The 21,076-nt window shown below is 67.8% G+C and carries 20 protein-coding genes and 3 pseudogenes; 16 read left to right on the top strand and 7 right to left on the bottom strand.

Features of this window, described 5'->3' with window-relative positions; all coding sequences use genetic code 11:
* Nucleotides 1–3 precede the first annotated feature (3 nt).
* A complete protein-coding gene (locus H7I41_RS10705) occupies nucleotides 4–1,350 on the top strand; it encodes an ammonium transporter (protein ID WP_264012554.1) in 1,347 nt (448 codons plus the stop codon).
* 69 nt (nucleotides 1,351–1,419) lie between these two features.
* A pseudogene (locus H7I41_RS10700) lies at nucleotides 1,420–2,800 on the top strand (HNH endonuclease signature motif containing protein).
* 13 nt (nucleotides 2,801–2,813) lie between these two features.
* On the opposite strand, the gene H7I41_RS10695 reads toward H7I41_RS10700, so the two are convergent.
* Genes H7I41_RS10695 through H7I41_RS10685 form a run of 3 tightly spaced genes read right to left on the bottom strand, consistent with a single transcriptional unit; the run spans nucleotide 2,814 to nucleotide 4,962 of the window.
* Complete coding sequence (locus H7I41_RS10695) at nucleotides 2,814–3,080, bottom strand: F0F1 ATP synthase subunit C (RefSeq protein WP_264012553.1); 267 nt, start codon at nucleotides 3,078–3,080, stop codon at nucleotides 2,814–2,816.
* Complete coding sequence (locus H7I41_RS10690) at nucleotides 3,011–4,339, bottom strand: glycosyltransferase (RefSeq protein ID WP_264012552.1); 1,329 nt, start codon at nucleotides 4,337–4,339, stop codon at nucleotides 3,011–3,013. Before H7I41_RS10690 ends, H7I41_RS10695 begins: the two co-directional genes overlap by 70 nt.
* Entirely contained in the window at nucleotides 4,336–4,962 is a 627-nt protein-coding gene (locus tag H7I41_RS10685) for a TetR/AcrR family transcriptional regulator (RefSeq protein ID WP_264012551.1), read from the bottom strand. The genes H7I41_RS10690 and H7I41_RS10685 overlap by 4 nt, the downstream gene beginning before the upstream one ends.
* 188 nt (nucleotides 4,963–5,150) lie before the next feature.
* Between H7I41_RS10685 and H7I41_RS10680 the strand changes: the two genes are divergently transcribed.
* Entirely contained in the window at nucleotides 5,151–7,343 is a 2,193-nt protein-coding gene (locus tag H7I41_RS10680) for a S9 family peptidase (RefSeq protein ID WP_276008621.1), read from the top strand.
* On the opposite strand, the gene H7I41_RS10675 is transcribed toward H7I41_RS10680, so the two are convergent.
* Nucleotides 7,332–8,063: a helix-turn-helix domain-containing protein gene (locus H7I41_RS10675; RefSeq protein ID WP_264012549.1), complete on the bottom strand. Its 732-nt coding sequence runs from the start codon at nucleotides 8,061–8,063 to the stop codon at nucleotides 7,332–7,334. The genes H7I41_RS10680 and H7I41_RS10675 overlap by 12 nt on opposite strands.
* A gap of 67 nt (nucleotides 8,064–8,130) precedes the next feature.
* Here H7I41_RS10675 and H7I41_RS10670 point away from each other — a divergent pair, with 67 nt between their 5' ends.
* Nucleotides 8,131–8,823 carry a DUF3159 domain-containing protein gene (locus H7I41_RS10670; protein ID WP_264012548.1) on the top strand — a complete coding sequence of 231 codons (693 nt, stop codon included), beginning with the start codon at nucleotides 8,131–8,133 and terminating at the stop codon, nucleotides 8,821–8,823.
* Nucleotides 8,824–8,851: 28 nt separating this feature from the next.
* On the opposite strand, the gene H7I41_RS10665 is transcribed toward H7I41_RS10670, so the two are convergent.
* The 3 genes and pseudogenes from H7I41_RS10665 to eccA all read right to left on the bottom strand — a co-directional run bounded on the left by H7I41_RS10665 (nucleotide 8,852) and on the right by eccA (nucleotide 12,734).
* On the bottom strand, nucleotides 8,852–9,760 hold the full coding sequence (locus H7I41_RS10665; protein WP_264012547.1) for a WXG100-like domain-containing protein: 909 nt from the start codon (nucleotides 9,758–9,760) through the stop codon (nucleotides 8,852–8,854).
* 157 nt (nucleotides 9,761–9,917) lie between these two features.
* A pseudogene (locus tag H7I41_RS10660) lies at nucleotides 9,918–10,889 on the bottom strand (MinD/ParA family ATP-binding protein); the annotation flags it as partial.
* Between the two features lie 33 nt (nucleotides 10,890–10,922).
* Nucleotides 10,923–12,734: a type VII secretion AAA-ATPase EccA gene (eccA, locus tag H7I41_RS10655; protein ID WP_264012546.1), complete on the bottom strand. Its 1,812-nt coding sequence runs from the start codon at nucleotides 12,732–12,734 to the stop codon at nucleotides 10,923–10,925.
* A gap of 107 nt (nucleotides 12,735–12,841) precedes the next feature.
* On the opposite strand from eccA, the gene H7I41_RS10650 reads away from it, so the two are divergent.
* The 12 genes and pseudogenes from H7I41_RS10650 to H7I41_RS10595 all read left to right on the top strand — a co-directional run.
* Nucleotides 12,842–13,207, top strand: a complete 366-nt coding sequence (locus H7I41_RS10650) for a hypothetical protein (protein WP_264012545.1) — start codon at nucleotides 12,842–12,844, stop codon at nucleotides 13,205–13,207.
* Nucleotides 13,204–13,554, top strand: a complete 351-nt coding sequence (locus tag H7I41_RS10645) for a YbaB/EbfC family nucleoid-associated protein (RefSeq protein WP_264012544.1) — start codon at nucleotides 13,204–13,206, stop codon at nucleotides 13,552–13,554. Before H7I41_RS10650 ends, H7I41_RS10645 begins: the two co-directional genes overlap by 4 nt.
* Nucleotides 13,555–13,736: 182 nt before the next feature.
* Complete coding sequence (locus tag H7I41_RS10640; RefSeq protein ID WP_264012543.1) at nucleotides 13,737–15,026, top strand: hypothetical protein; 1,290 nt, start codon at nucleotides 13,737–13,739, stop codon at nucleotides 15,024–15,026.
* A 62-nt stretch (nucleotides 15,027–15,088) separates the two neighbouring features.
* A complete protein-coding gene (locus H7I41_RS10635; protein WP_264012542.1) occupies nucleotides 15,089–15,637 on the top strand; it encodes a chorismate--pyruvate lyase family protein in 549 nt (182 codons plus the stop codon).
* A 341-nt stretch (nucleotides 15,638–15,978) separates the two neighbouring features.
* Complete coding sequence (locus H7I41_RS10630; protein WP_264012541.1) at nucleotides 15,979–16,263, top strand: hypothetical protein; 285 nt, start codon at nucleotides 15,979–15,981, stop codon at nucleotides 16,261–16,263.
* Nucleotides 16,264–16,478: 215 nt separating this feature from the next.
* Nucleotides 16,479–16,775, top strand: a complete 297-nt coding sequence (locus tag H7I41_RS10625; protein WP_264012540.1) for a PE domain-containing protein — start codon at nucleotides 16,479–16,481, stop codon at nucleotides 16,773–16,775.
* A gap of 46 nt (nucleotides 16,776–16,821) precedes the next feature.
* Nucleotides 16,822–17,904: a PPE domain-containing protein gene (locus H7I41_RS10620; protein WP_264012539.1), complete on the top strand. Its 1,083-nt coding sequence runs from the start codon at nucleotides 16,822–16,824 to the stop codon at nucleotides 17,902–17,904.
* On the top strand, nucleotides 17,901–18,695 hold the full coding sequence (locus H7I41_RS10615) for an ESX secretion-associated protein EspG (RefSeq protein WP_264012538.1): 795 nt from the start codon (nucleotides 17,901–17,903) through the stop codon (nucleotides 18,693–18,695). The genes H7I41_RS10620 and H7I41_RS10615 overlap by 4 nt, the downstream gene beginning before the upstream one ends.
* 56 nt (nucleotides 18,696–18,751) lie before the next feature.
* Nucleotides 18,752–19,027: a WXG100 family type VII secretion target gene (locus H7I41_RS10610; RefSeq protein WP_264012537.1), complete on the top strand. Its 276-nt coding sequence runs from the start codon at nucleotides 18,752–18,754 to the stop codon at nucleotides 19,025–19,027.
* Between the two features lie 13 nt (nucleotides 19,028–19,040).
* Entirely contained in the window at nucleotides 19,041–19,328 is a 288-nt protein-coding gene (locus tag H7I41_RS10605) for a hypothetical protein (protein WP_264012536.1), read from the top strand.
* 81 nt (nucleotides 19,329–19,409) lie between these two features.
* Nucleotides 19,410–19,751, top strand: a complete 342-nt coding sequence (locus H7I41_RS10600; RefSeq protein WP_264012535.1) for a hypothetical protein — start codon at nucleotides 19,410–19,412, stop codon at nucleotides 19,749–19,751.
* 24 nt (nucleotides 19,752–19,775) lie between these two features.
* A pseudogene (locus tag H7I41_RS10595) lies at nucleotides 19,776–21,076 on the top strand (hypothetical protein); the annotation flags it as partial.

Below are 21,076 nucleotides of genomic sequence, written 5' to 3'. Positions count from 1 at the left end.
ACAGTGGACCAGATCGACCCCGCCGCAACCGCCTGGTTGTTGGCCAGCACCGCCCTCGTACTGCTGATGACGCCGGGACTGGCGATCTTCTACGGCGGCATGGTCCGCACCACCGGTGTGCTCAACATGATCATGATGAGCTTCATCGCCATCCCGCTGGTCACGGTGTCGTGGCTGCTGTTCGGCTACACGCTGGCGTTCTCCGGTGACGGCCCCGGTGGTCTGATCGGCGGCCTGTCGCACATCGGGCTGAGCGGCATCGGGCCGGACACCCTGCACGGGCAGGTCCCCGAGCTGTTGTTCGTCACCTTCCAACTGAGCTTCGCGGTCATCACCGCGGCACTGGTCAGCGGCGCGATCGCCGACCGGGCGAAATTCGCCGCCTGGGTGGTGTTCGTGCCGGTATGGGCGGTGGTGGTGTACGCCGTTGTGGCGCACTGGGTGTGGTCGCCGGACGGCTGGCTGTTCCAGCTCGGCGTGCTCGACTACGCGGGCGGTCTCGTCGTGGAGATCGTCTCGGGAGCCTCCGCGCTGGCGCTGGCGCTGGTGCTCGGGCCGCGCATCGGCTTCAAGAAGGACGCGATGCGCCCGCACAACCTGCCGTTCGTGCTGCTCGGCGTCGGACTGCTGTGGTTCGGGTGGTTCGGATTCAATGCCGGCTCGGCGCTGGCCGCCAACGGGACGGCCGCCGCGGTCTTCTTGAACACCCTGGTCGCCGGCTGCCTGGGCATGCTGGGCTGGCTGACGGTGGAACAGGTGCGCGACGGCAGGCCCACCACATTCGGGGCGGCCTCCGGCGTGGTCGCCGGTCTGGTCGCGATCACGCCGTCCTGCGGCACGGTGAACACCGTCGGTGCGGCCGTGGTCGGCTTGGTCGCCGGCATCGTGTGCTCGTTCGCCATCGGCCTCAAGTTCCGCCTCGGCTACGACGACTCACTCGACGTCGTGGGCGTGCACTTCGTCGGCGGTGTGGTCGGTGTGCTGCTGATCGGTCTGCTCGCGACCGACGTGATGACCGGTGGTCCGCGCGGCCTCCTCTACGGAGGCGGGCTGTCCCAGCTCGGTAAGCAGGCGATGGCCGTCGTGGTGGTCGCGGTGTATGCGTTCGTGGCCTCCTACGTGTTGGCCAAGCTGATCGACCGGCTGATGGGCTTCCGCATCAGCGCCGAGGACGAGACGTCCGGCGTCGACCTGTCCCAGCACGCCGAAACAGCCTATGCCGAAGGCGTTCACGGTCACGCTGCGCCGCGACGGCCCGGCCCGTTCGGCGCGCCGGGCACGCTGGCACAGCGACCACACACCGCGGACGACGAATCTGCCGGCCCGCCGTCGAAAGCGCGCGACGACTAGGTCGCAGCGATCCGCGCAGTCCGAGATTTGTCGGGCTGACGTGTCGTACCCCTCTGCGATGATGGGGTCATGTCCTCGAGCGCAACAGCTTTCGTTCCTTCGGTGAGGCCGAAGGACCGGCTGGCGGTGTTGTTCGACGAGATCGCGGAGTTGTGCGGTCAGCGCAATGCGATCGACGGGCGGCTGGTGGAGATCGTCGCCGAGATCGACCGCGACGGGTTGTGGGGTATGACGGGCGCGCGGTCGGTGGCTGGTGGAGATCGTCGCCGAGATCGACCGCGACGGGTTGTGGGGTATGACGGGCGCGCGGTCGGTGGCGGCGATGGTGGCGTGGAAGACCGGGTCGTCGCCGCGCAACGCTGAAATAGTCACCGCCGTCGCGCAGCGGTGGGAGGAATTGCCGCGCTGCACCCGACTCTTGCGCGACGGTCGGGTGTCACTCGATCAGGTCGGGGTGATCGCGGAGAAGGCCGGGCCGGGCTCGGATGCGCACTACGCCCAGTTGGTCACCGCCGCGACGGTGAACCAGTTGCGCACCGCGATCAAGCTCGAACCGCGACCCGAACCCGACCCCAAACCAGAACCCGCACCGACGTACAGCAAGACCTGCGACGACAAGGGCACTACCTATCGGATCTTCCTGCCGCGCCTGGAGGCGGCCAGACTCGACGCCGCCGTACAGTCACATCTCGACGGGATGGTCGCCGACTGGAAACGTGACCACGCCGAGGGCGGAGTCGATGCCGACGGCGAGGGTGACGGCCATGTCGATGTCGATGTCGACGGTGACGGCCACGGCGCAGACGGTCAGGTTCCGCCGATGCCCACAACGGTCGATGCGTTCATGAGTGTGGTCGAGGCCGGCTGGGACACCGAGGTGGCCCGCCGCCCGCACGGGCAGCGCACCACGGTCGTGGCGCACGTGGATGTCAATGAACGAGTGGCGTCGTTGCATCTGGGTCCGATGCTGACCGACGCCGACCGCCAATTCCTGCTGTGTGATGCCACCTTCGAGGTGTGGTTGGAACGCCACGGGCAACCCATCGGGTCCGGGCGCGACACCCGCCAGATCAGCCGCCGGCTGCGCCGGGCGTTGGAACACCGGGACCGCTGCTGCGTGGTCCCCGGGTGCGGGGCCACCCGGGGTCTGCACGCCCACCACCACATCCGGCACTGGGAGGACGGCGGCGCCACCGAGCTCGACAACCTGGTCCTGGTGTGCCCGTACCACCACCGGATGCACCATCGCGGCGGCATCACCATCACCGGCCCCGCGCAGAACCTCATCGTCACCGACAGCGATGGGCGGCAGCTGAGTTCGGCATCACTGGCCCGACCACCGACCACACCCCCACCCGATGTACCGCCCTGTCCCGGGCCCACCGGTGAACGTGCCGACTGGTGGTGGTACCCACCGTTCCAACCCCAACCACCACCGTCGACCAACTAGGTCGCCGCGCGGCCTACAGTCCCGGAGTGGCGAATACGAACAGCGCCATGAATGCGACGTTGATGAAGAACGCGGCCTCCACGAGACCGACGGTGATCAGGAACGGCGTGAACATCCGTGACTGCGCTTCGGGTTGGCGTGCGACGCCCGCGACGAGTTGCGCTCCCGCCATGCCGTCGCCGATGCCGGCCCCGATGGCTCCGCCGGCCATCATGATCCCGCCTCCGGCGAGTGCTCCTGCGGTGATGATCGCTCGGACGAGTTCCGGATCTGCGGCCATGTGTTCTCCTGGTGAGTGGACGGGTCGAGCAGGGATTCGACGACAGCGACAACACGCGCCGCACCGTCCTCGCCGGCGATGCGATCAGCGAGTCGCGCTGTGGTGCGACGCAATTCGTGGTTGTTCACAGCCATCCGGATCGCCTCGGCGAGATTGTCCGCGGTGAGTGTGCGCTGCGGGATCGTCGCGGCGCTGGCACCGAGTTCGGCCAGCCGACGTGCCCAGAACGGCTGATCGCCGACGGGGCCGGGCACGGCGATCGTGGGAACGCCTGCTCGGAGCGCGGCCGCGGTGGTCCCTGCGCCGCAATGCTGGACGACCGCACTCATCTGCGGTAAGAGCCATTCGTGGGGCGCTTCACCGATCGTCAGCACATCGTCGCCGTGCACCGCGAGACCCGCCCAGCCGGGCTGGACGACTCCGCGCACACCTGCCTGTCGCAGCGCGCGCGTGATGATCTCGGCCAGCTGTCGGGCGCGAGGCACGGTGACCACCGTGCTGCCCAGGCCGACGAACACCGGGGCCGGGCCCGCGGAGAGGAAGTCGGTGAGCACCCGCGGTGGCTGCCAGCCCGGATCGAGCGGCGGCCACCAGTACCCCACCGTTTCCAGGCCGGGTCGCCAGTCGGCGGGCCATGGCAGAATGGTGGGCGAATAGCCGTGCAGCACAGGCCATCGCATGTCGGTGCGGTGGCGTCGAAGTGTCCGCGCCGGGATGTCGGGCAGCCCGAGGTCGCGGCGGAACCCGGCGACGACTCCGCCGTAGAGGTGGTCGACCACCCACGCGCCGGCATCGGCGGCGAACCGGTTGCCTCGTCTTCCCGCCGACCAGGCGCCGAGTACGGATGGCGGGTACGCCGCGGTGGCCGACAACGGCTGCAGTCGCACCCCCAGGGCCGGGATTCCCTTCGCCTCGGCGAGGGGATGGCCCGCCAACTCCGCCAGCGGCGGAAGCAGCAGGACGTCGGCCGGCACATCGCCGAGGGCTTCGAGGACGAGCCGGCCCGTGTCCCGCACCCCGCGCCGTCCGAACACCGCGGCGAAGGTCTCCCTCGAGGTGGCGTCGGCGTGGTCGGCGCCGGGGGTGAAGTCGGCGGGCAGGTCGCGGAACTCCAGCCCGCAGTTGGTGACCAGCGCCGCGAACGGTGTGTACGCGGCCACCACGACTCGGTGACCGGCCGCCCGCAGGCGCACCCCCACACCGGTGAGCGGCGCGACGTCGCCTCGGCTGCCGACCGCGGCGATCGCGACAGTGCTCACCGCGAACCGCCGACGGCGCGGCCGAAGATTTCGACCAGGTCTTCGCCGTACCCGCGCGCGTCGTACCCGGGGTCGCGCAGGATCTTCTCGACGACGGCGTTGACGGCGCCGCGCAGCGCGATCGCCATCGATTCGGCGGGGAACTCGCCGAACTCGCCGGCCCGCTGACCCGCCCGCAGGATCGCCAGCGGGTCCAGCCGGGCCAACTGCTCGGCGAGCTCGTCGCTGAGCCCCAGCTCCTCGACGCGGCGCCCGTCACCGGGCTGGAAGCTCGTCGCCGTGGAGGTCAGCGCCACGAGTGCCACCCGGTGTGTCCCGAAATACCCGATGGTGGAACGGATGTAAGCGTCGAGCTTGCCCGCAGCCGTGGACTCCGCGTCCACCGCCGGAACGACGATCGCGAGCATCGAGCGGTACATGTGCTCGACGATGGCGTCGACGAGGTTGTCCTTGCTACCGAAGTGGTAGAGGACCGCGCTCATCGCGATCCCGACCCGATCGGCGATCTTGCGGATCGACGCCTGCGGATATCCGACCTCGGCGATCACCTCGATCGCGCAGCCGACGATCTGTGCCCTGCGCGCTGTTCTGGTGAAGGACTCCGGCCGCGCCGCGGTTGACATGTACCGACCGTAGATCGCCCGAATCAGAATTAGTAGAGGTGATCTGATATCAGATCACACGATCAGGTGTACCGGACGAGGTTGACCATGCCGCTACGTCCGGGTGTCTCCTCGGAGTCGTGACACCAGACCCAGCGGCACAGACCCCACACCACGTGACGCACGCCGACTACGCACGCGCCGAACAGATGCTCGGCCCCTACCGGATGCGCCGGTTGCCCGGCAGTTCCGTGCGGCCACAGTGGATCGACGACGGCAGACGCTTCTGGTACCAGGCGGGGTCACGCTTCGTCATGGCGGATCCCGGCAACGGCGCCCGGCGCGACGCGTTCGACCACGACCGGCTGGCTTCCGCGTTGTCGACGGCGTCCGGACACGCGGTGACGGCAGACGATCTGCCGATCACTGCGGTCGAGATCGGGGACACGTTGCAATTCACCGCGTTCGAGTCGCGATGGGAATGGTCGGACGACGCGGGCACGTGCCTGCCGGTCGATGCCGACCCACCCGCGTTCGGCGAGGTGCAGTCCCCGGACAAGTTATGGGCGGCGTTCCGCCGCGACGGCGACATCTGGGTCCGAAGGCGTGACGGTGGGCAGGAGTTCGCGCTCACCGACGATGCCGAGCCACAGTTCGACTACGGCGGACTACCCGAGGCGACCGGGGCGCGGGCGCTGATGCGGATGCTCGGTCTGCCCGCGCCGTTCGTCGTCTCGTGGTCGCCGGACTCCACCCGAATCCTGGTGCACCGCATCGATCAACGCGACCTGCCCGAGCTGGTCCTGATCGAATCGGCGCCATCCGACGGCGGCCGGCCGGTCGAGCACCGCACCCGGTACACGATGCCCGGCGAGCCGGATCAGGCGACACTGTCGTGGACCGTGCTGGACGTCGTCAACGGCACCGTGGTCCGGCAGCAGAACGAGCCGACCACGATCATGCACCCGACCGCCATCGTCTACGCCTGGTGGACGGGCAAGGCCGGTCATGCCGTGCACTACCTGCACCACTCCCGCGACGCCCGCACCCTGGAACTGCGCCGCCTCGACCCGGCCACGGGCGAATCCACGACGCTGATCGAAGAGACCGGGAGGACCCGCGTCGACCCGACCCCGCAGCTGGGTGAGCCGCCGATGGTGCACATCCTGGACTCCGGCGAGATCCTGTGGTGGTCACAGCGCGACGGGTGGGGACACCTGTACCTCTACTCGGCCGACGGGGAGCAGATCACCCAGGTCACCACCGGGCAGTGGCTCGTCCGTCAGGTGCTGTGGGTCGACGAGGACCGCAGGCAGGTCTGGTTCGTCGCAGGCGGTCTCGTCGACGACGACCCCTACGTCCGCCAGATCTGCCGGATCGCCCTAGACGGAACCGGATTCACCAGGCTCACCGACGACGACCTCGACCATGACGCCGTCAGCCCGCCCGGCGGCGGGTACATCGTCGACCGGGCGTCCTCGCCGAGCCGACCGCCCCGCGCCGAGGTGCTCGATCGCGACGGGCAGGTTCTGGTCGAGCTCGAGAGCCCGACCGCGGACGCCCTGGAAACCCTCGGATGGGCGCCGCCGGAACGGTTCCGGGCGACCGCCGCGGACGGCAAGACGCCGATCTACGGACTGTTCTGGCGCCCGCACGATTTCGACCCGCAGCGGCGGTACCCGGTGATCGAACACATCTACCCCGGACCGCAGGTCTACCGGGCGGGCCCGTCGTTCAACGAGCCGCACTACGGCGAGCCCGAAGCGTACGCCGCGCTTGGCTTCGCGGTGGTCGCGGTCGACGGACGCGGCAGCGCCGGACGCAGCAAGGCATTTCACGACCACTCCTACGGCGACCTCGGCAACGCCGGTGCTCTGGACGACCACATCGCCACCATCCGCCAACTGGGGCACCGGTATCTATGGCTCGACACGAGCCGGGTCGGCATCACCGGTCAATCCGCGGGCGCCTTCGCTGCCGCGCGGGCCCTACTGCTGTACCCCGACTTCTACGGGGTCGCCGTCGCGGTCTCCGGCAATCATGACAGCGGTGTGAACCTCGCCATGTGGGCCGAGCACTACCACGGTGACGTGAGCCCCGAGGGCATGCGGGCGATCTCCAACACGACCCTCGCGGAGAATCTCCGCGGCAAGCTGCTGCTCATACACGGCGAGCTCGATGACAACGCACACCACTACCAGACGCTTCGCCTGGTCGATGCGCTCATCAAGGCGGACAAAGACTTCGACCTACTCATCATCCCGGGCGCCGAACACGCCCTCGTCGGTCGCCAGCACTACTTCTTCCGCCGCACCTGGGACTACTTCGTCCGGCACCTGCACGGCACGGAGCCGCCCAGCTACCGGCTCGCACCCCTGCCGATGCCGGCCCTAGGGGGCTGAGGCCCGCAGGATCCGCCCCGCCCGGCCGAGCACGTCGAGCTGCGCGGAGTTGTACAGCTCCGACATCGCCTCAGCGATCGTCTCGTCGGCGAAGCGCGCCCCGCCGGGTGCGTCCGTGCGGACGTCGCGCAGGCCGGGGTGCGCCGCATAGAGCGCGCGAATGTAGGGGACGATGCGTTCGGCCATGTCCTGGCGCGTCGACTCATCAGCGTCGACGGGCAGGTGGTCGAAGGCGGAGACCGATGGCTCGTCGGGAGCATTCTGCAGAAGGTCGGCGTAGACCTCCATGCCTTTCGGCCCGAGGACCCGGGTCAGGACGACGACCAGTGAGCGATCGGCGTCGGACAGCTTGGCCACCGCGTCCGGCGGGACGAACTCCGGCGGCAGGTCGGTCGGTGCGGAGCGCTCCAAGATGAGGCTGAGCTCGTCGCGCGCCCGCTGCAGCCGTTCGATCGTGCCGGCGAGCTCGGCGTCGAGATCCCGCAGGGCTTCTTCGGGATGGTCATCGGTGTCGCCCATGGCGGCGATCTGGGGCAGCGAGAACCCCAGGTCGGTGAGCCGCTTGATCCGCACCAGCCGGACGAGGTGGGCGACGCCGTACTGCTTGTAGCCGTTGGAACGACGTTCGGGCTCGGCGAGCAACCCGACCTGGTGGTAGTGCCGTACCGCCCGCAGGCTGGTGCCTGCGAGTTCGGCGATCTCCCGGGTGCTCCACGCCACCGGCCCATTCTGCTTCACGACGAGCCGACTTGACCATGCCGCAACGTCCGAGTGTCCACTCGGTGCCATGACACACGAGCACATCACCGCAGCCGGGAACGCAGCCGGGAACGCAGCGGAAACCGGGGAGCACACCGAAGTCACACTGCTGGACCGGATGGGCGGGGTGTCGGGGCTGGTGTACGCGAGTGTCCCCACCTTCGTCTATGTGATCGTCAATGCGGTCGCGGGCCTGAACGCGGCGGCTCTGGCCGCGGTGGGCGCGGCTGTCGGCCTGATCGTGTTGAGGGCGATCCGCAAGGAGGCGGTCCAGCCGGCGGTCTCGGGACTGTTCGGTGTCGTTCTCGCGGCGCTGATCGCCCTGTACACCGGGTCCGCCGAAGGCTACTTCCTACCGGGCATCTGGGTGAGTCTGGTGCTCGCAGTGGCGTTCGCGGTCTCCGTGCTGGTGCGACGGCCGTTGGTCGGGGTGATCTGGAACCTGCTCACCAGCCGTGATCCGAACCGGTCATGGCGTACGGACAAGCGTGCCGTCCACGCGTTCGATGTGGCGAGTCTCGCGTTCGTGGCGGTGTTCGCCGCGAGGTTCGCCGTCCAGGAGTGGCTCTACGACAGCGGTTTCACCGGCTGGCTGGCCTTCGCGCGGATCGCGATGGGTTATCCACTGCTCGCCGTGGCACTCCTCGTGACCTACTGGGCGGTGCGCCGCGCACGTGGACGCGTCGACGCTGAGACAGGCGAATCAGAACGCCGGCTATAAGATGCTGCGCTGCGATCGAGCCGTCCGCCTATAAGGCCGCGCTCGCGGACGAGGATCCGGTGACGCCGCCCTTGATACCGCTCTTGGCTCCGGCGCCGAGCACGGCTACAGGGTCGAGCTGACCGCCGCCGGCGACGATGCCGGCGGTCCGCCCGACTCCGGCGGCGACGGCGTCCGTTGCTGCGCCTTTCGCGGCGCGCGCCGCGACCGAACCCCCAGGGCCGAGCAGCCCGCCCGCCAACGTCGCCACCGGTTTCTGCACAGCGCCGCTCACGCCGTAGACAACGGCGAGGTGAGCCAGCAACGCGGTGTCGGGCGTCCCGCGATGACCGGCAGCGATCTGGTACGCCTGGATCGCGACGCTCTGGCCGAGCGCTTTGGTCAGGTCCTGGCGGCCCTTGACGAGAAGCTGTTTGACCATGGTCTTGTCGAGTGCTCGAGCCACGGCGGTGCCGATGCGCGCGCCAAGTCTGTTGACCAAAGCGCGGATCGACGCGACCGTCACCGCTTCGACGACAGGAATCGCCGCGAGCGACCCGCCCCCGGTCCATTGCGCATCGGCGATCGCAAGACGGATCTCGGTGGCGGCGATGCCGAGTGTGGTGACTATCCACAACTTCGCGTATTCGATGTCCGTGCTGCATGTCTCGGCGAGGGTGCCGAGTGCCGACAACGCGTCGGCCAGCTTCTCCACCGAGTGCTCGCCGTCGAAAAGTAAGGAGAACTGCTCGTCCGCGGCTGCTGCGGTTGCGCCATTGAGCACTAGACCCGTACGCGCCCGAACCCGTCGAAGATCGGGGATCAACGCCGTCATGTCGCGACCACCTTCCTCCAGAACGGCACCGATGCGCCGCATCCCCGACTCGCTACCCTGCGGCCACTGCTGGCCGGCCAGGTAGGCGACCCACTGCAGCCCAGTCGGTATGACGACGTCCACCAGCAAATCCTCCGCGTACCAAGCGCTCGGCATCCTGATCGACCGCAGAAGCGGTCCAGCGCAGCGCATTTCGAACACCACCACACTCGTGGACAGACGAGACGGACGTGTGACAGCCACGCGAACGGGGAGTGAACAGCCGCCGGTGTCGGGATGTCTAGCCGCTGAAGCTGCCCCGACGCTGATGTTCGAAGGCGAATCCGTCGGCGACGGAGGCGGCAAGCTCGATGAACGCGTCACGGGTCTTGCCGGAGAGCAGGTCCACCGAGATCTCCGATCCCTCGGCGAGATGGTCGTCGAACGGGAGCTGATGCAGAGCGCGCACTCGGGTGAGGAACGGGCGGGACATGCGGTTCATGTCCACCGGTACCTGACCGGGTCGGGCCATGCTGAATACGACCACCGCGCGCGGAACCAGGTGCGCGTAGCCGTGGTGGTTGAGCCAATCCAGCGTCGCCAGTGCGCTGCGCGCGGCGTCGATCGCGGGTGAAGCGACCAGCACCAGCGCATCTGCCTGGTCGAGCACGCCGGCCATCGCCGAATGGACCAGCCCTGTGCCACAGTCGGTGAGAATGATGTTGTAGAACCGACGCAACACGGCCAGCACGGCATGGTAGTCGGCGTCCGAGAAGGCCTCCGATATTGCTGGATCGCGCTCGGAAGCCAGGATTTCCAGCCGACTCGAGCCTTGTGAGGTGTGCCGACGGACGTCGGAGTATCGGGCCACGAATTCATCGCTGAGGAGATCACGCACCGTCGAACGAGTTTCGTCCGGACCGCGCTGTCCGAGCGTTCCGAAGTCGGGATTTGCATCCACCGCGATAACCCGGTCACCGCGGAGCGAGGCGAGTGTCGCGCCGAGGCCCACGGTGACGGTTGTCTTCCCGACGCCGCCCTTCATCGACAGCACCGCGATGCTGTACGCACCGCGGACCGGTCTGTTGATCATGTCGAAGAAGTGGTTGCGCCGAATTTCCCATTGCGAGGCGCCGGGATTGACGGTGCCCAGACTGGCGCGGTGCAGTGCTCGGCGCCAGCCCTTCTCGGGGGCCGGCCGGGCCTGCCTGATCAGGCCGAGCTCGTCGTTGGTCGGCGAGTGCCCATTCGGCGCCCACTCGTGCGGTGCCGGGTATCCGTTGCGATTGTCCCGCATGACGCGCCGCTACCGCCGCGCCCGGCTGTCGAAGCGCGGGAAGCCCAGCGCTCCCATGACCCCGTCCAGTGCGGCCGCCATGTCAGAGATGTCTATCCGCATCAGATCGGCTTCGCCGAGTCCGCTCAGATCGGATCCGTACCGCTCGCTGAGCCGGAACTCCCGCTCCTCCTCGGCGGCTTCGATCACATTACGGACAAACCGTCCATTGCCGGCCAGGTCAATGCTGCGCCGGTGGTGACCGGACCGGTCGGTGGACTGCGCCTCATAGAGTCCGGTGCACGCAGAAACCAGCTCCCGGTACGCCTCGTCAGTGAGCTCAGAGTCGCGGTCTGCGGCGATCAACCGACCGATGGCACCGAGCTCGTCGGGAGTGTAGGAACCGAATCGAATGCGTTTGGTGAAGCGTGAGGCCAATCCTTCGTTGGCGGCGAGGAACCGATCGATCTCGGCGTCGTAGCCGGCGATGATCACCACCAGGCGGTCCCGGTCCTCCTCCATGCGCGCCAGCAGCGTATCCACGGCCTCACGACCGAATGCGTCGCCGCCGGAGAGGCCGGTCTGGATCAGCGTGTACGCCTCGTCGATGAACAACACGCCGTCCATCGCGCTGTCGATGAGCGCCGAGCTCTTAATAGCCGTGCTCCCCAGGTGCTGGCCGACGAAGTCCTGCCGCTTGGCCTCGACCACTGCGGGGGTCTTCAGAAGTCCGAGACCGCAGTAGGTCTGCGCCACCACGCGCGCGATCGTGGTCTTGCCGGTGCCGGGCGGGCCGGTGAAGGCCAGATGGAGGGTCCGGGCCGAGGTACTGAGCCCCTTCTCGTAGCGGACTTTCGCGACCGTGGCCGCCGAGCGTAGTTTGGCCACCTGAAGTTTGACGTTCGCCAGCCCGATTTGGCGATCCAGTTCGCGCTGTGCTTCGGCCAGATACAGGTTGCCCCGGTCGGCGGGCGTGACCGGCAGTTCGTCCTCGTTGCGGGGCGCGCTCAGTGGGTCCCACTTGTCGAGGCGCGAGTCGATCTCCTCCTTGCTGGTGATCACGAGACGATAGTTGGGATCATGCAGAGCGGCGGCATTGGCGCCGAAATCTGGTTGCTCGCTGTAGATGCGCTCGAAGATGCCTCGTGCCTGCTCCTCGTTGCCCATCTCGCGCACCGTCAGTCCCTTGCAGAACTCCGCGGCGCGCCGGGCCGCCGGAACCGGGCCCGCGGCGGCCTGATCGAGCCTACGAATGCCCTCGCCGAACAGACCCAGCTGAGCGCACGCCGAACCGACCATCAGATGCGCCCCCGCGGCGAGGTAGTCGTCGGTGAACGACGCCGACTTCGCCAGCGCGGTCAGGACATCGGGCCACCGCTGAGTCGTGAAGTGCAGCACGCCGCGCATGTAGGCAGCGATCTCTGACCCGCCGGCATCGCCGAGCTCGTCGAGCACGATCTCGGCGTCGCCGAAGTCCTTGTTCTCGATCAACGACGCCGCGTAGGCCAGCGACACGTCCGCCACGCCGGCCAGCGGGTAGTCGAGATACAAGCCCGTCTGGAAACGCGCCGACATCGTGCGCGGCGTCAGTCCCAGCCGTCGTTGCTCGCGGAACAACGTTCGCCGAGTCTGGTGAAGGTGATAGATCACCTCGCTCGTGTTCTCGCCTGCCGCGGCGCGGCCCAGCCACGCATCGCACATCGTGGGGTCGAGGTCGGTGGCGCGGGCGAATGCCATTCGTGCATAGGCCAAGTCCCGGTCCGCCTCCAGACCGTCGATCGGGATGCCAAGGGAAAGAACGCCGGCGTCGAAAGCCCGTTGGGCATCCCTGGTGTCAGTCACCGTCAACCTCCCTGTCGTGAAACGCGAATTCCGCGTTGCGAACGAAAAGCTGTATGCGCCACAGCCATTCAGTTGATATGTCGGCATCAAGTGCGATGTGCGCTATCTTGGGCGACATCTGTTGTGCAGTCGAATCGCAGGAGGATGACCGCATGGTCGAAAAATCAACTCGCTCCGCCGGTGGCGGCATCGCCGTGGTCACGACAGAACGCGGGCTTCCAGTCCGGATGAAGATCGACGGACGCGAGTTGGACAGAGACGCTGCGGACCTAGCGCGTGAGATCCTGCTGTTGTGCCGGGTGTCGGCGACGCGCCAGCAGGTCGCCCGCCGCCGAGGCCTGGAGGGTGGCGAAATGGACTCATCGCTCGCCGATCGCCTGGGATTGGCGAGCGAAGCGGAGCTGGAAACCGCAGAGGCCGCGCTGTACGGCGACAGCGAGCTGCTTCCCGACACGTGGTTCAAGCAGCCGTGACCGGCCTGGCCGAGTCGCTGATAGCCCGGATCTTGGCGCAGCGCGACCTCCTCGCCGCTATGGACGAGTACTGCCATTCGGTGTCCGCACGGGTGACGAGCCGGGACAGCGCGGTGAGCGTAGAGGTGAACGGACTGGGCGCGATGACCGGGTTGTGGCTCACCCCGCGGGCCTTGGCGTCCGGCCCCGACGTGCTGGCGCGAATGATCATCGAGACGGCCGCCGCCGCTGCGCAGGTTGCAGCGGACCGGCAGCGGTTCCTCGCCGCCGAGTTCGGCGCCCGGATGCGCGCTCTGCACGAGTCTCCGCTGACGTGCTGGGACGGTTCCACAGCGGAACCTCGTTAGTGGTCGTGGCTCCTGCGGCCGCGGCACCTCGAGCTCCGTCACGAGCACGACGGTACAGCGTGTATCACCAATTGTGAAAGGACCGCTGGGGCGGAGCCGGCGCATTACCTGACACGTAATCGCGCCGCGCTCGCGGGGATTTGATACTGCCCTAGTCACCGTCTGCGAGGAGGCGCACAGAAGTGAACGACGCGTCGTCGTCCGGTGCGACAGGCGAACTCGCACGGCAGCTCCCCGGGTTCGACCCGAGCTCCGCGATCGCTGCGCAGGAGGCGGGCCTCCTCGACTACCTGAGCCTTCCGACGCGAGCGATCCTGGACCGGCTCGGACTGTCGTCACCCGCCGCCCCGCGGCCGGCTGAGCAAGCAGCCGACAAGTCGGCCGAGGAACGCGATGGCGAACCGGCGCCTGACGATCCGGCCGCGGCTCCGGCGAGCCCGGTGGATCCCATGGGGATGATCAGCCCGGTGACTGACGCGCTGGGGACCCTGGGAAGCGGAATGTTCGACTCCATGGATCCGACGTCGATGTTCGGCGGAATCTCCGATGCACTCGACTCGGCCGCCAAGACTGTGTCTCGTGCCGTCGGTGGGCTGCCTGCCGACTGGCAAGGTGCGTCCGGGACGGCGGCCGCCGACACCGCTCGGGCGGCGCTTACGAACGGCTCTGAAGTCAGCGCACAAGCATCGGGTCTGCGCGCCGGCCTGGCGAACTCGGCTGCGGTGGTTGCCCAGGCGCGAGCGCGTCACATCGACATCATCAGCGAGTTCCAGGCCACGATCGCGGCAATAGGTCCCAGCATCGCCTTCCCGTGGGGGTGGGCTGCGGCCGTCGCAGCGGCGGCCCGCGCCGTCGCAGCCTCCGTCGAGGTCATCACCGAAACCCAGGCGACTCTGGGCGCAGAGGCGGCTGCGACATCGGCGATCGGCGCCCCCGTTTCGGTCGCCGCCGCGCCGGCGCTCGCGTCCAGCATGATCGGCCCGCTTGCCGGTATGGCTACGGGCATGATCGGCCCACTCACCTCGCTGGCCGGCCAGAACGGGCCGAAAAGCGCTGACGATCAACCGAAGCTGAATGCTCAGCGGGACTCTACGTCGCCGCCACCGCACACCCCCGGCGCCGCGGGTGCTGCGGTGGGCTCCGGCGGCGGGGCCGGAGCGGCAGGCACCCCGGCGTCGAGGGCGCTACCTCCGATGTCGTCGGCGGCGCAGTCTGCCGCGGCCACATCCGGGCCTGTGTCTGCCACCCGGGTCGGCACGTCCCCGATGCCGATGGGCGGTCCGATGATGGGCGCCCCGATGGCCGGGGCCGGGCTGGGCGGTGCCGGCGCGGCGAATGGACACACAGCCGCGTCGTTCCTGCACACGAGCAACCAGGGTGGGGAGATCGTGGGGGATCTCGACGGGGTGGCCCCGCCCGTGATCGGTGAGGCCGACCCGCATCAATCACCGGATGTCGAGTTGAGAATCTAAGCGGGATAACCAGTTCCTTCCCAGCGGGTGCAGTGCCGGGATCGCACGAGGAGACGTTTCGGATGCAACTTTGCTATCTGTCGCGAGCCGACATTCGCGATCTGAAGCGAGACCTGCGGATCCTGGTGGCGACGAACGGCACGCTGACGCGCGTCCTCGAGGTCATCACGGGCGAAGAAATCGCTGTCGAGATCATCGATCAGCGAAGGCATCCGACATCGCTTGACTTCCCGGAGTTCCGGGGGTCCGCGATCGGCTCGGTGGTGCAACGCCGGATCAAGCTGGTGGGACGCAGGTCCGGTACCCCTTTCGTCGCCGCTGAATCCCTGATCGCCGAGGATGATCTGCCGACCGATGTGCGCAGAATCTTGGCAGAAACGAAGCGCCCCATCGGTGAGGTCATGCTTGCCAGCGGCATGGAGACTTTCAAGGAAGCCGCGGAGGTGTGGCTGGCCGGCGTGCCCGCCTGGGCGCGTCCCGACGACGGAAGGGACGCGCCCGTGGTGGCACGCCGCTACCGGACCATCGCCTCAAACGTTCCGATCATGAGTATCACCGAGTATTTCTTGTGCGGCGGACGTTCCGCAATCCACCGACACAGCCTCCGGTGAGGTCGCCGCTCACCAATTGCGATGCGCCGTCACACGAGGACACCCGCAATGGTGCGCGACGGATCCGTTGTCGAGCGGTCGTTTTGAACCACTTCCGTCCCACGAAGTCTGATATTGCGTAGCCCACCTCTCGGCGATACACTCTGTATCAGTTGAGAGGCGACAGCACCGGGCGCTTCCGGAACGCCTGCGCGGCCAGGTCGGCGATCGTGGAGCGCCCTGACCGTTTCGATCTGCTGAATGCCGTGGATCCGTCGCCCGACGACTACCCAAAAGGTAATCGCGCAGCGGCTTTTCCAGCGTTCATACTTCCCCGATAGTGACGTAGAGAAAGGCACAACGTGACCGAGGTCTTTCACGCGGTTCCGTCCGGCTTGGACGTGTTCTCGGTTGCCAACGAAACGGCCGGAGCCCTCGTCAGTGCAGTGGGTTCGGCTGATTTGGCGGCGATGCTGGCGGCCGCGGCGGCGGCCGTCGGACCGATCGGTGCCGGCTACCTTGCCGCCTACGGTCCAGCCCAGGCGAGCAATCTGGCCGGCACGTTACTGGTCGGTGGTCTTCATTCGGCCATCGGCGGCGCCACCGATGCGGCGAAGACGGCCATCGTCGCCGCGGACAACGGCTGACCCGCGGGTGTGATGTGTGTGCGGCGAGCAATGAAGACGAGGCGGATCCGGCCGACGCGGCGTATGTACGCAGCGCCCCAACCTTTCTGCAGAGCAGCAGGCGCACACGCGAGGTCATCGGCGACCTCGGCGCCGTAGCGCCTCCCGTGATCGGCGAGGCGGATCCGCATGAGTATTCGGACATCGAACTGAGGATCTAGGCGAGGAGTATGCAGATGGACAATCGCACCGGACTGTCGATTCAGCCGGCTGAGGTCACCGAAGCGACCCGCCAACTGGACGAGTTGGCGAATCGCGTTGAGATGGTGATGAAGTCGGAGACGCCACAGCTCACTGTCACACCGTCCGGTGATGACGAGGTCTCGCAGCGAATTGCTCTGACGCTCAACCATGTTCAAGGGTCCTTTGTCGAGGCGTCGGACAAGGGCATCGTGGAGATCCGCGAAGTCGCCGCCACACTGCGCAAGCACGCCCATGACGTCGAGGCCGCAGATCAGGACTTCACCGTCTGACCGGACGGAAACAGTCGTCGTCAGCAGGTGGGAAGGAGGTGAGACGATGGGCTTCACTGATGTCGTCTGGGAATCGCGCAGCACTGAGCAGCTGGCCCGTGATCTCACCACTGGCCCGGGTCCCCGAACGGTCGGAGACGCCGGCGCCGCCTGGGTACGGGTGGCAAATGAGTTGACATCCGTAGCAGCCGATTACGACATAATCGTCACGCGGCTGAAGGCCTCGTTCGACAGCGAGGCGTCCGCCGCGGTGGCACGCAAACTCGAAGAGTTCGGCAGGTGGTTGCAGGCGGTGAGTCTCGGCGCCGCGGCCAATGGCCAGCGCGCCGAGGAGGCCGCGGTGGCCAACACGGTGGCGGTTCTCGCGATGCCGACGGTGTCGGAAGCGTTGGAGGCCCGCGCCGCCGGCGACATGATGGCGTCGTTGGCGGCCTACAACGGCGCGATCCTCACTGGCCGCTTCGCCGAGTTCGACGAGGCGGCCAGGGCAGATCACGCCGATGCCGCCGCGGTGATGCGGCAGTACGAGGGCGCGGTGGCTCATCTCGCGCAGCCCTGGGATCAGCCACTACCGCAGGATGTCTGCAAGAGCGACGCGCTGGCCGCCGAACGGGTCTCCGCCACCGCAGATGCGGCCGGCGGTGGTGCGGGTGGCGGCGGGTCGACCACGACGCCGACGCCGTTGTCTCCATGGGCTGCGGGCGGCGTCAAGGGCAGCACAGAACCGAAGGCATTGCACCGTAACTCATTCGGCGGGGGCGCATCGGCGGCGGGAATGGGCGGCGCACCATACGCGCCGATGGCCGGGCTCGGCCGTGGCGGTGACCAGGATCGCGATTACGAGTCACCGCAGTCGGCGGGAACACTGGCCGGAGCCGGGGAACCGGGTGCGGGTCTGTCGGAGGCCGACGTGCCGTGGCTGCCGTCCGCAGGGCACAGCGAGGCTCCGTTCGTCGTGTCCAACGTCAGCTGGGGACCAGACTCGGGAATGTTCGACGAGCTCACAGCCCCCGCCGAACCCGAACCTGCTCGTTACGCCGAAGAGGAGTCGCAGCAGAATCTGGAGCAGGTGGCCGACCGGTGGGTGGCTCCGCCGGTGATCGGGCACGACCGGAGCGCACAGACGTGAGCGTCACCGGTGATCTCGAGTACGTGCTGAGCGACGACGAAGTGCAGCTCGTCGCCGGCATGGCCGGCGTGCAGAGCCTACCTACAGTCTTGGCTGTGACCCCGCGGCACGGTGGTGCGACGCTGGACGCGGCCGCAGGCCGGCTCTCGGCACGCGGCTTGATCTTCGGTGATGTCGTCGACGACGACCTCTCCGAACTGCTGACGGTGTTGCAGCGGCCCGACCGCGAACTCGCGATGCGGTTGGTGACACCGGACGGCATCGCACGCGTGTCAATCGCGCGGCGCGGCGCCCGTGGGGTGATGGCCCGCCGTGTGGGGAGCCGGTACCTGCTGTCTCCCCTGCCGGACGCCGACTTGGGGTCGGCCACGCGGGCGGTCCTCGCCGAGCTGCCCACCGCGGATGCCGCTCCGATCGAGCCCGTCGGCGCGCCGCTGGACGCGATGGTCGAAAGTATCGGCGACACCCACGACGGACCACAGATCGCCGACCGACTGTGCGCGCTGGGCGCCGAGTCACGGGCGGCGATCCTGATCGGGTCCGCGTTGGCGACGCGGCGCGCCTTCGCCGAGATCGTCTACTTCGCTCTGGCCGTTGAACGGGACCGTATCGAGCGGGGCCCGGCCGCCGTTGCGGTTCTCTACACGAAGCGGGGTCGAATTGTTGCCAGCCCGAGCGCTTCTCCGACCGGGCAGCTCTGGACAACCCTGAAACCGGGGACCGACCGCGCGATCGCCGCGGCGGTCGGTCAGCTCGTCGGCCTGCCCGACGAGGGATGGGAGAGCCTGTAGCCCAAACCGCCGAGGATTCACCAGTGAACGACACCAGCGAAAGAAGGAGAGAGGGAATGAGTGGAGCCACCAGTCTCACGCCTGAGGAGGCTCAGGCCAAGATCGCGCAGGTTGACGAGGCGATGAACAGCGCGCGTCTGCTCGGGCAGTCGATGCAGGACAGGACTGTCGAGATGACGTCCAGTTCGTGGCAGGGCGACCAAGCAAGCCGCTTCGCCCAGCGGATGCAGGCGCACAACGACGACTTCACCGCGATCATCAATCGAATGACCCAAGTCGCCGAAACGGGCAAGAGCAACATGACCTCGCTCGTCAATCTGGAAGCAGAGTAGGAAGGAAGCAGTCATGTCAGGCACCATTCATTACAACTACGGCGCGAACTACGACCAGTTGGACGCGATCAAGGCCACTCTCAACGATGCGAACGCGTTGCGTGAGGACGTCAACTCGGTCTTCACAGCGCTGGCGGATGTCTACGAAGGCGAAGCCGCAGCGGCCTTGCAGAGCGCACAGATCCAGGTAACCCAGCAGTTGGACTCCACGATCTTGGAGATCCAGGCGACCCAGCAGGGCGCCGTCGACCGTCAGGCGATGACGGCGGAGCATGATCATTCGCTCGCCGGGGGCTTCTGAACCGGCAATCACGATGCGGAAGCCCGAGTTCAGCGTCGAACCCGGGCTTCCGCGCATCACGACTGAATCGAGCGGAGCAGGATGTCGATCGACCAACTGAAGTTGCAGATGTCGGCGCTCAAGGAGTCGGGGCCGCCGGATCTGCAACTGTCCGAGAGTGCGCATCGCGAGTACACAGGTTTGATCCACGCCTACCGGGGCGAGCTGAAAGCCCAACGTGACAAGGCGATCAGCCTCGCGAACCTGGGCAATGTGGGGAACTGGGGGTCGGCTCAGCAGACGCGTGCTGAACTGGTTCTGGGTGTAAGCGGTCCGAAGGGGATCGTGACGATTCTCGACAAGTACCTGAACTATCTCGACGAGTTCGAGGCGACGGTCGATGCGGCGTACAAGCGAATGCAGGCCGAGGACCAGGCCGGCTGACCGTCAACGCACTGAGGAGTCGCAATGTGCATGCCCCCGGCGGGTTCAGACCCGATCTTCGACGACATGGAGGACCTCGACCCGGATCACTGGCTCGAGAACCGCAAGATCGCCGATATCCAAGCTCGCAACCCGAACACCCGTCTGCCGGAACTCGACGGCCGCGACTACGCCAAAGACCCGTCGACCGTCGCGGTCGAGGACTTCAACGGCATTTCCTACGAACAGGCGTGGCAGAACATCTCGGGAGCTGACGCGGACGTCGCCCCCAGCTTCACCGGGAAGTGGCAGGAGATCAGCTCCGCCATCGTCAGCGCCGTGCAGGACTTCCGGCTCGACTTGGCCAGTTTGGAGGGTAGAGAGGACCGCTGGGCGGGCGTCACACACGACGCTGCGCTGGCCAACCTCGAGTCGTCGTTCGTCGAGCCGCAGGCCGCGGGCAGCGGAGCGGGCGCCATGAGCATTGTCGTGGACGCGTTCTCGCGAACCATCATGGCCACGCGCGAGAACATCGTGAACAATCGGGAGAACTACTTCTCGGACCTGTCACACTTTCCGGAACACAAGGACCAGATCGAACGGGAGTACGCCACCTTTGCGCAGAAGGTGATGAAGGAGGCCTATGCCCCCAACATCGTCGGCATCGCCAAGAACCATCCGGCGTTCACCACCGGAGCCCAGCCCGGCGTCGGGCCGGTGCCCGTCGGACCTACCGGCACGGACTCGCGGGGCGGCGGCCCCGTACCGCCCCTCGGTGGCGGTGCGGGCGGTGGCCCGTCAGGCGGCCCGTCAGGCGGCGGCGTGGGCGGGCTCGGCGGTCCGTCGTTGGGATCGTCTCTGGCCGGCCTTGGCCCCAGGCCTGATCTCGGCGGAATGCCGAAAAGCCCGGTACCACCCGGGGTCCCCGGTGCACCGAGCACGCCGGCCGGAGCCGCAGGCGGCCCAGGTGCGCTGGGTAACGCGGCCAAAGACGCTGCCGGTCAGGCCGCCAACGCCGTCAAGCAGGCGGGTGATGCAGCCAAGACTTCTCCGATGTCGGCGCGCCCCCCGGAGGGTGTGCTGGGCCTGGGTCCCAAAGGCGTTGGGGGATCGCCGGAGAAGGCCGGCGGCGGCGCGGGCGCCGCTGCGGGGGCCGGCGGGGGCGCCGGGACCGGTCCGCGTGGGTCCCAAAGGCGTTGGGGGATCGCCGGAGAAGGCCGGCGGCGGCGCGGGCGCCGCTGCGGGGGCCGGCGGGGGCGCCGGGACCGGTCCGCGCGACATGGCGCCGTCGAAGGGCGGCGGCCTCGCGAGTGCCGCTGCCGGCCGACTTGCGGGAATCGCCAAAG

Source organism: [Mycobacterium] manitobense (assembly GCF_025821665.1).
Taxonomy (GTDB): domain Bacteria; phylum Actinomycetota; class Actinomycetes; order Mycobacteriales; family Mycobacteriaceae; genus Mycobacterium; species Mycobacterium arseniciresistens.
This window is presented reverse-complemented; position numbering and strand designations above follow the sequence as displayed.

Excerpts from the sequence above, each read along its gene's own strand:
- H7I41_RS10620 (WP_264012539.1), top strand. The coding sequence starts at position 16,822 with ATGGGCTTCACTGATGTCGTCTGGGAATCGCGCAGCACTGAGCAGCTG.
- H7I41_RS10695 (WP_264012553.1), bottom strand. The coding sequence starts at position 3,080 with ATGGCCGCAGATCCGGAACTCGTCCGAGCGATCATCACCGCAGGAGCA.
- H7I41_RS10670 (WP_264012548.1), top strand. The coding sequence starts at position 8,131 with ATGACACACGAGCACATCACCGCAGCCGGGAACGCAGCCGGGAACGCA.
- H7I41_RS10685 (WP_264012551.1), bottom strand. The coding sequence starts at position 4,962 with ATGTCAACCGCGGCGCGGCCGGAGTCCTTCACCAGAACAGCGCGCAGG.
- H7I41_RS10625 (WP_264012540.1), top strand. The coding sequence starts at position 16,479 with ATGGACAATCGCACCGGACTGTCGATTCAGCCGGCTGAGGTCACCGAA.
- H7I41_RS10610 (WP_264012537.1), top strand. The coding sequence starts at position 18,752 with ATGAGTGGAGCCACCAGTCTCACGCCTGAGGAGGCTCAGGCCAAGATC.
- H7I41_RS10600 (WP_264012535.1), top strand. The coding sequence starts at position 19,410 with ATGTCGATCGACCAACTGAAGTTGCAGATGTCGGCGCTCAAGGAGTCG.
- H7I41_RS10635 (WP_264012542.1), top strand. The coding sequence starts at position 15,089 with ATGCAACTTTGCTATCTGTCGCGAGCCGACATTCGCGATCTGAAGCGA.
- H7I41_RS10605 (WP_264012536.1), top strand. The coding sequence starts at position 19,041 with ATGTCAGGCACCATTCATTACAACTACGGCGCGAACTACGACCAGTTG.
- H7I41_RS10680 (WP_276008621.1), top strand. The coding sequence starts at position 5,151 with ATGCTCGGCCCCTACCGGATGCGCCGGTTGCCCGGCAGTTCCGTGCGG.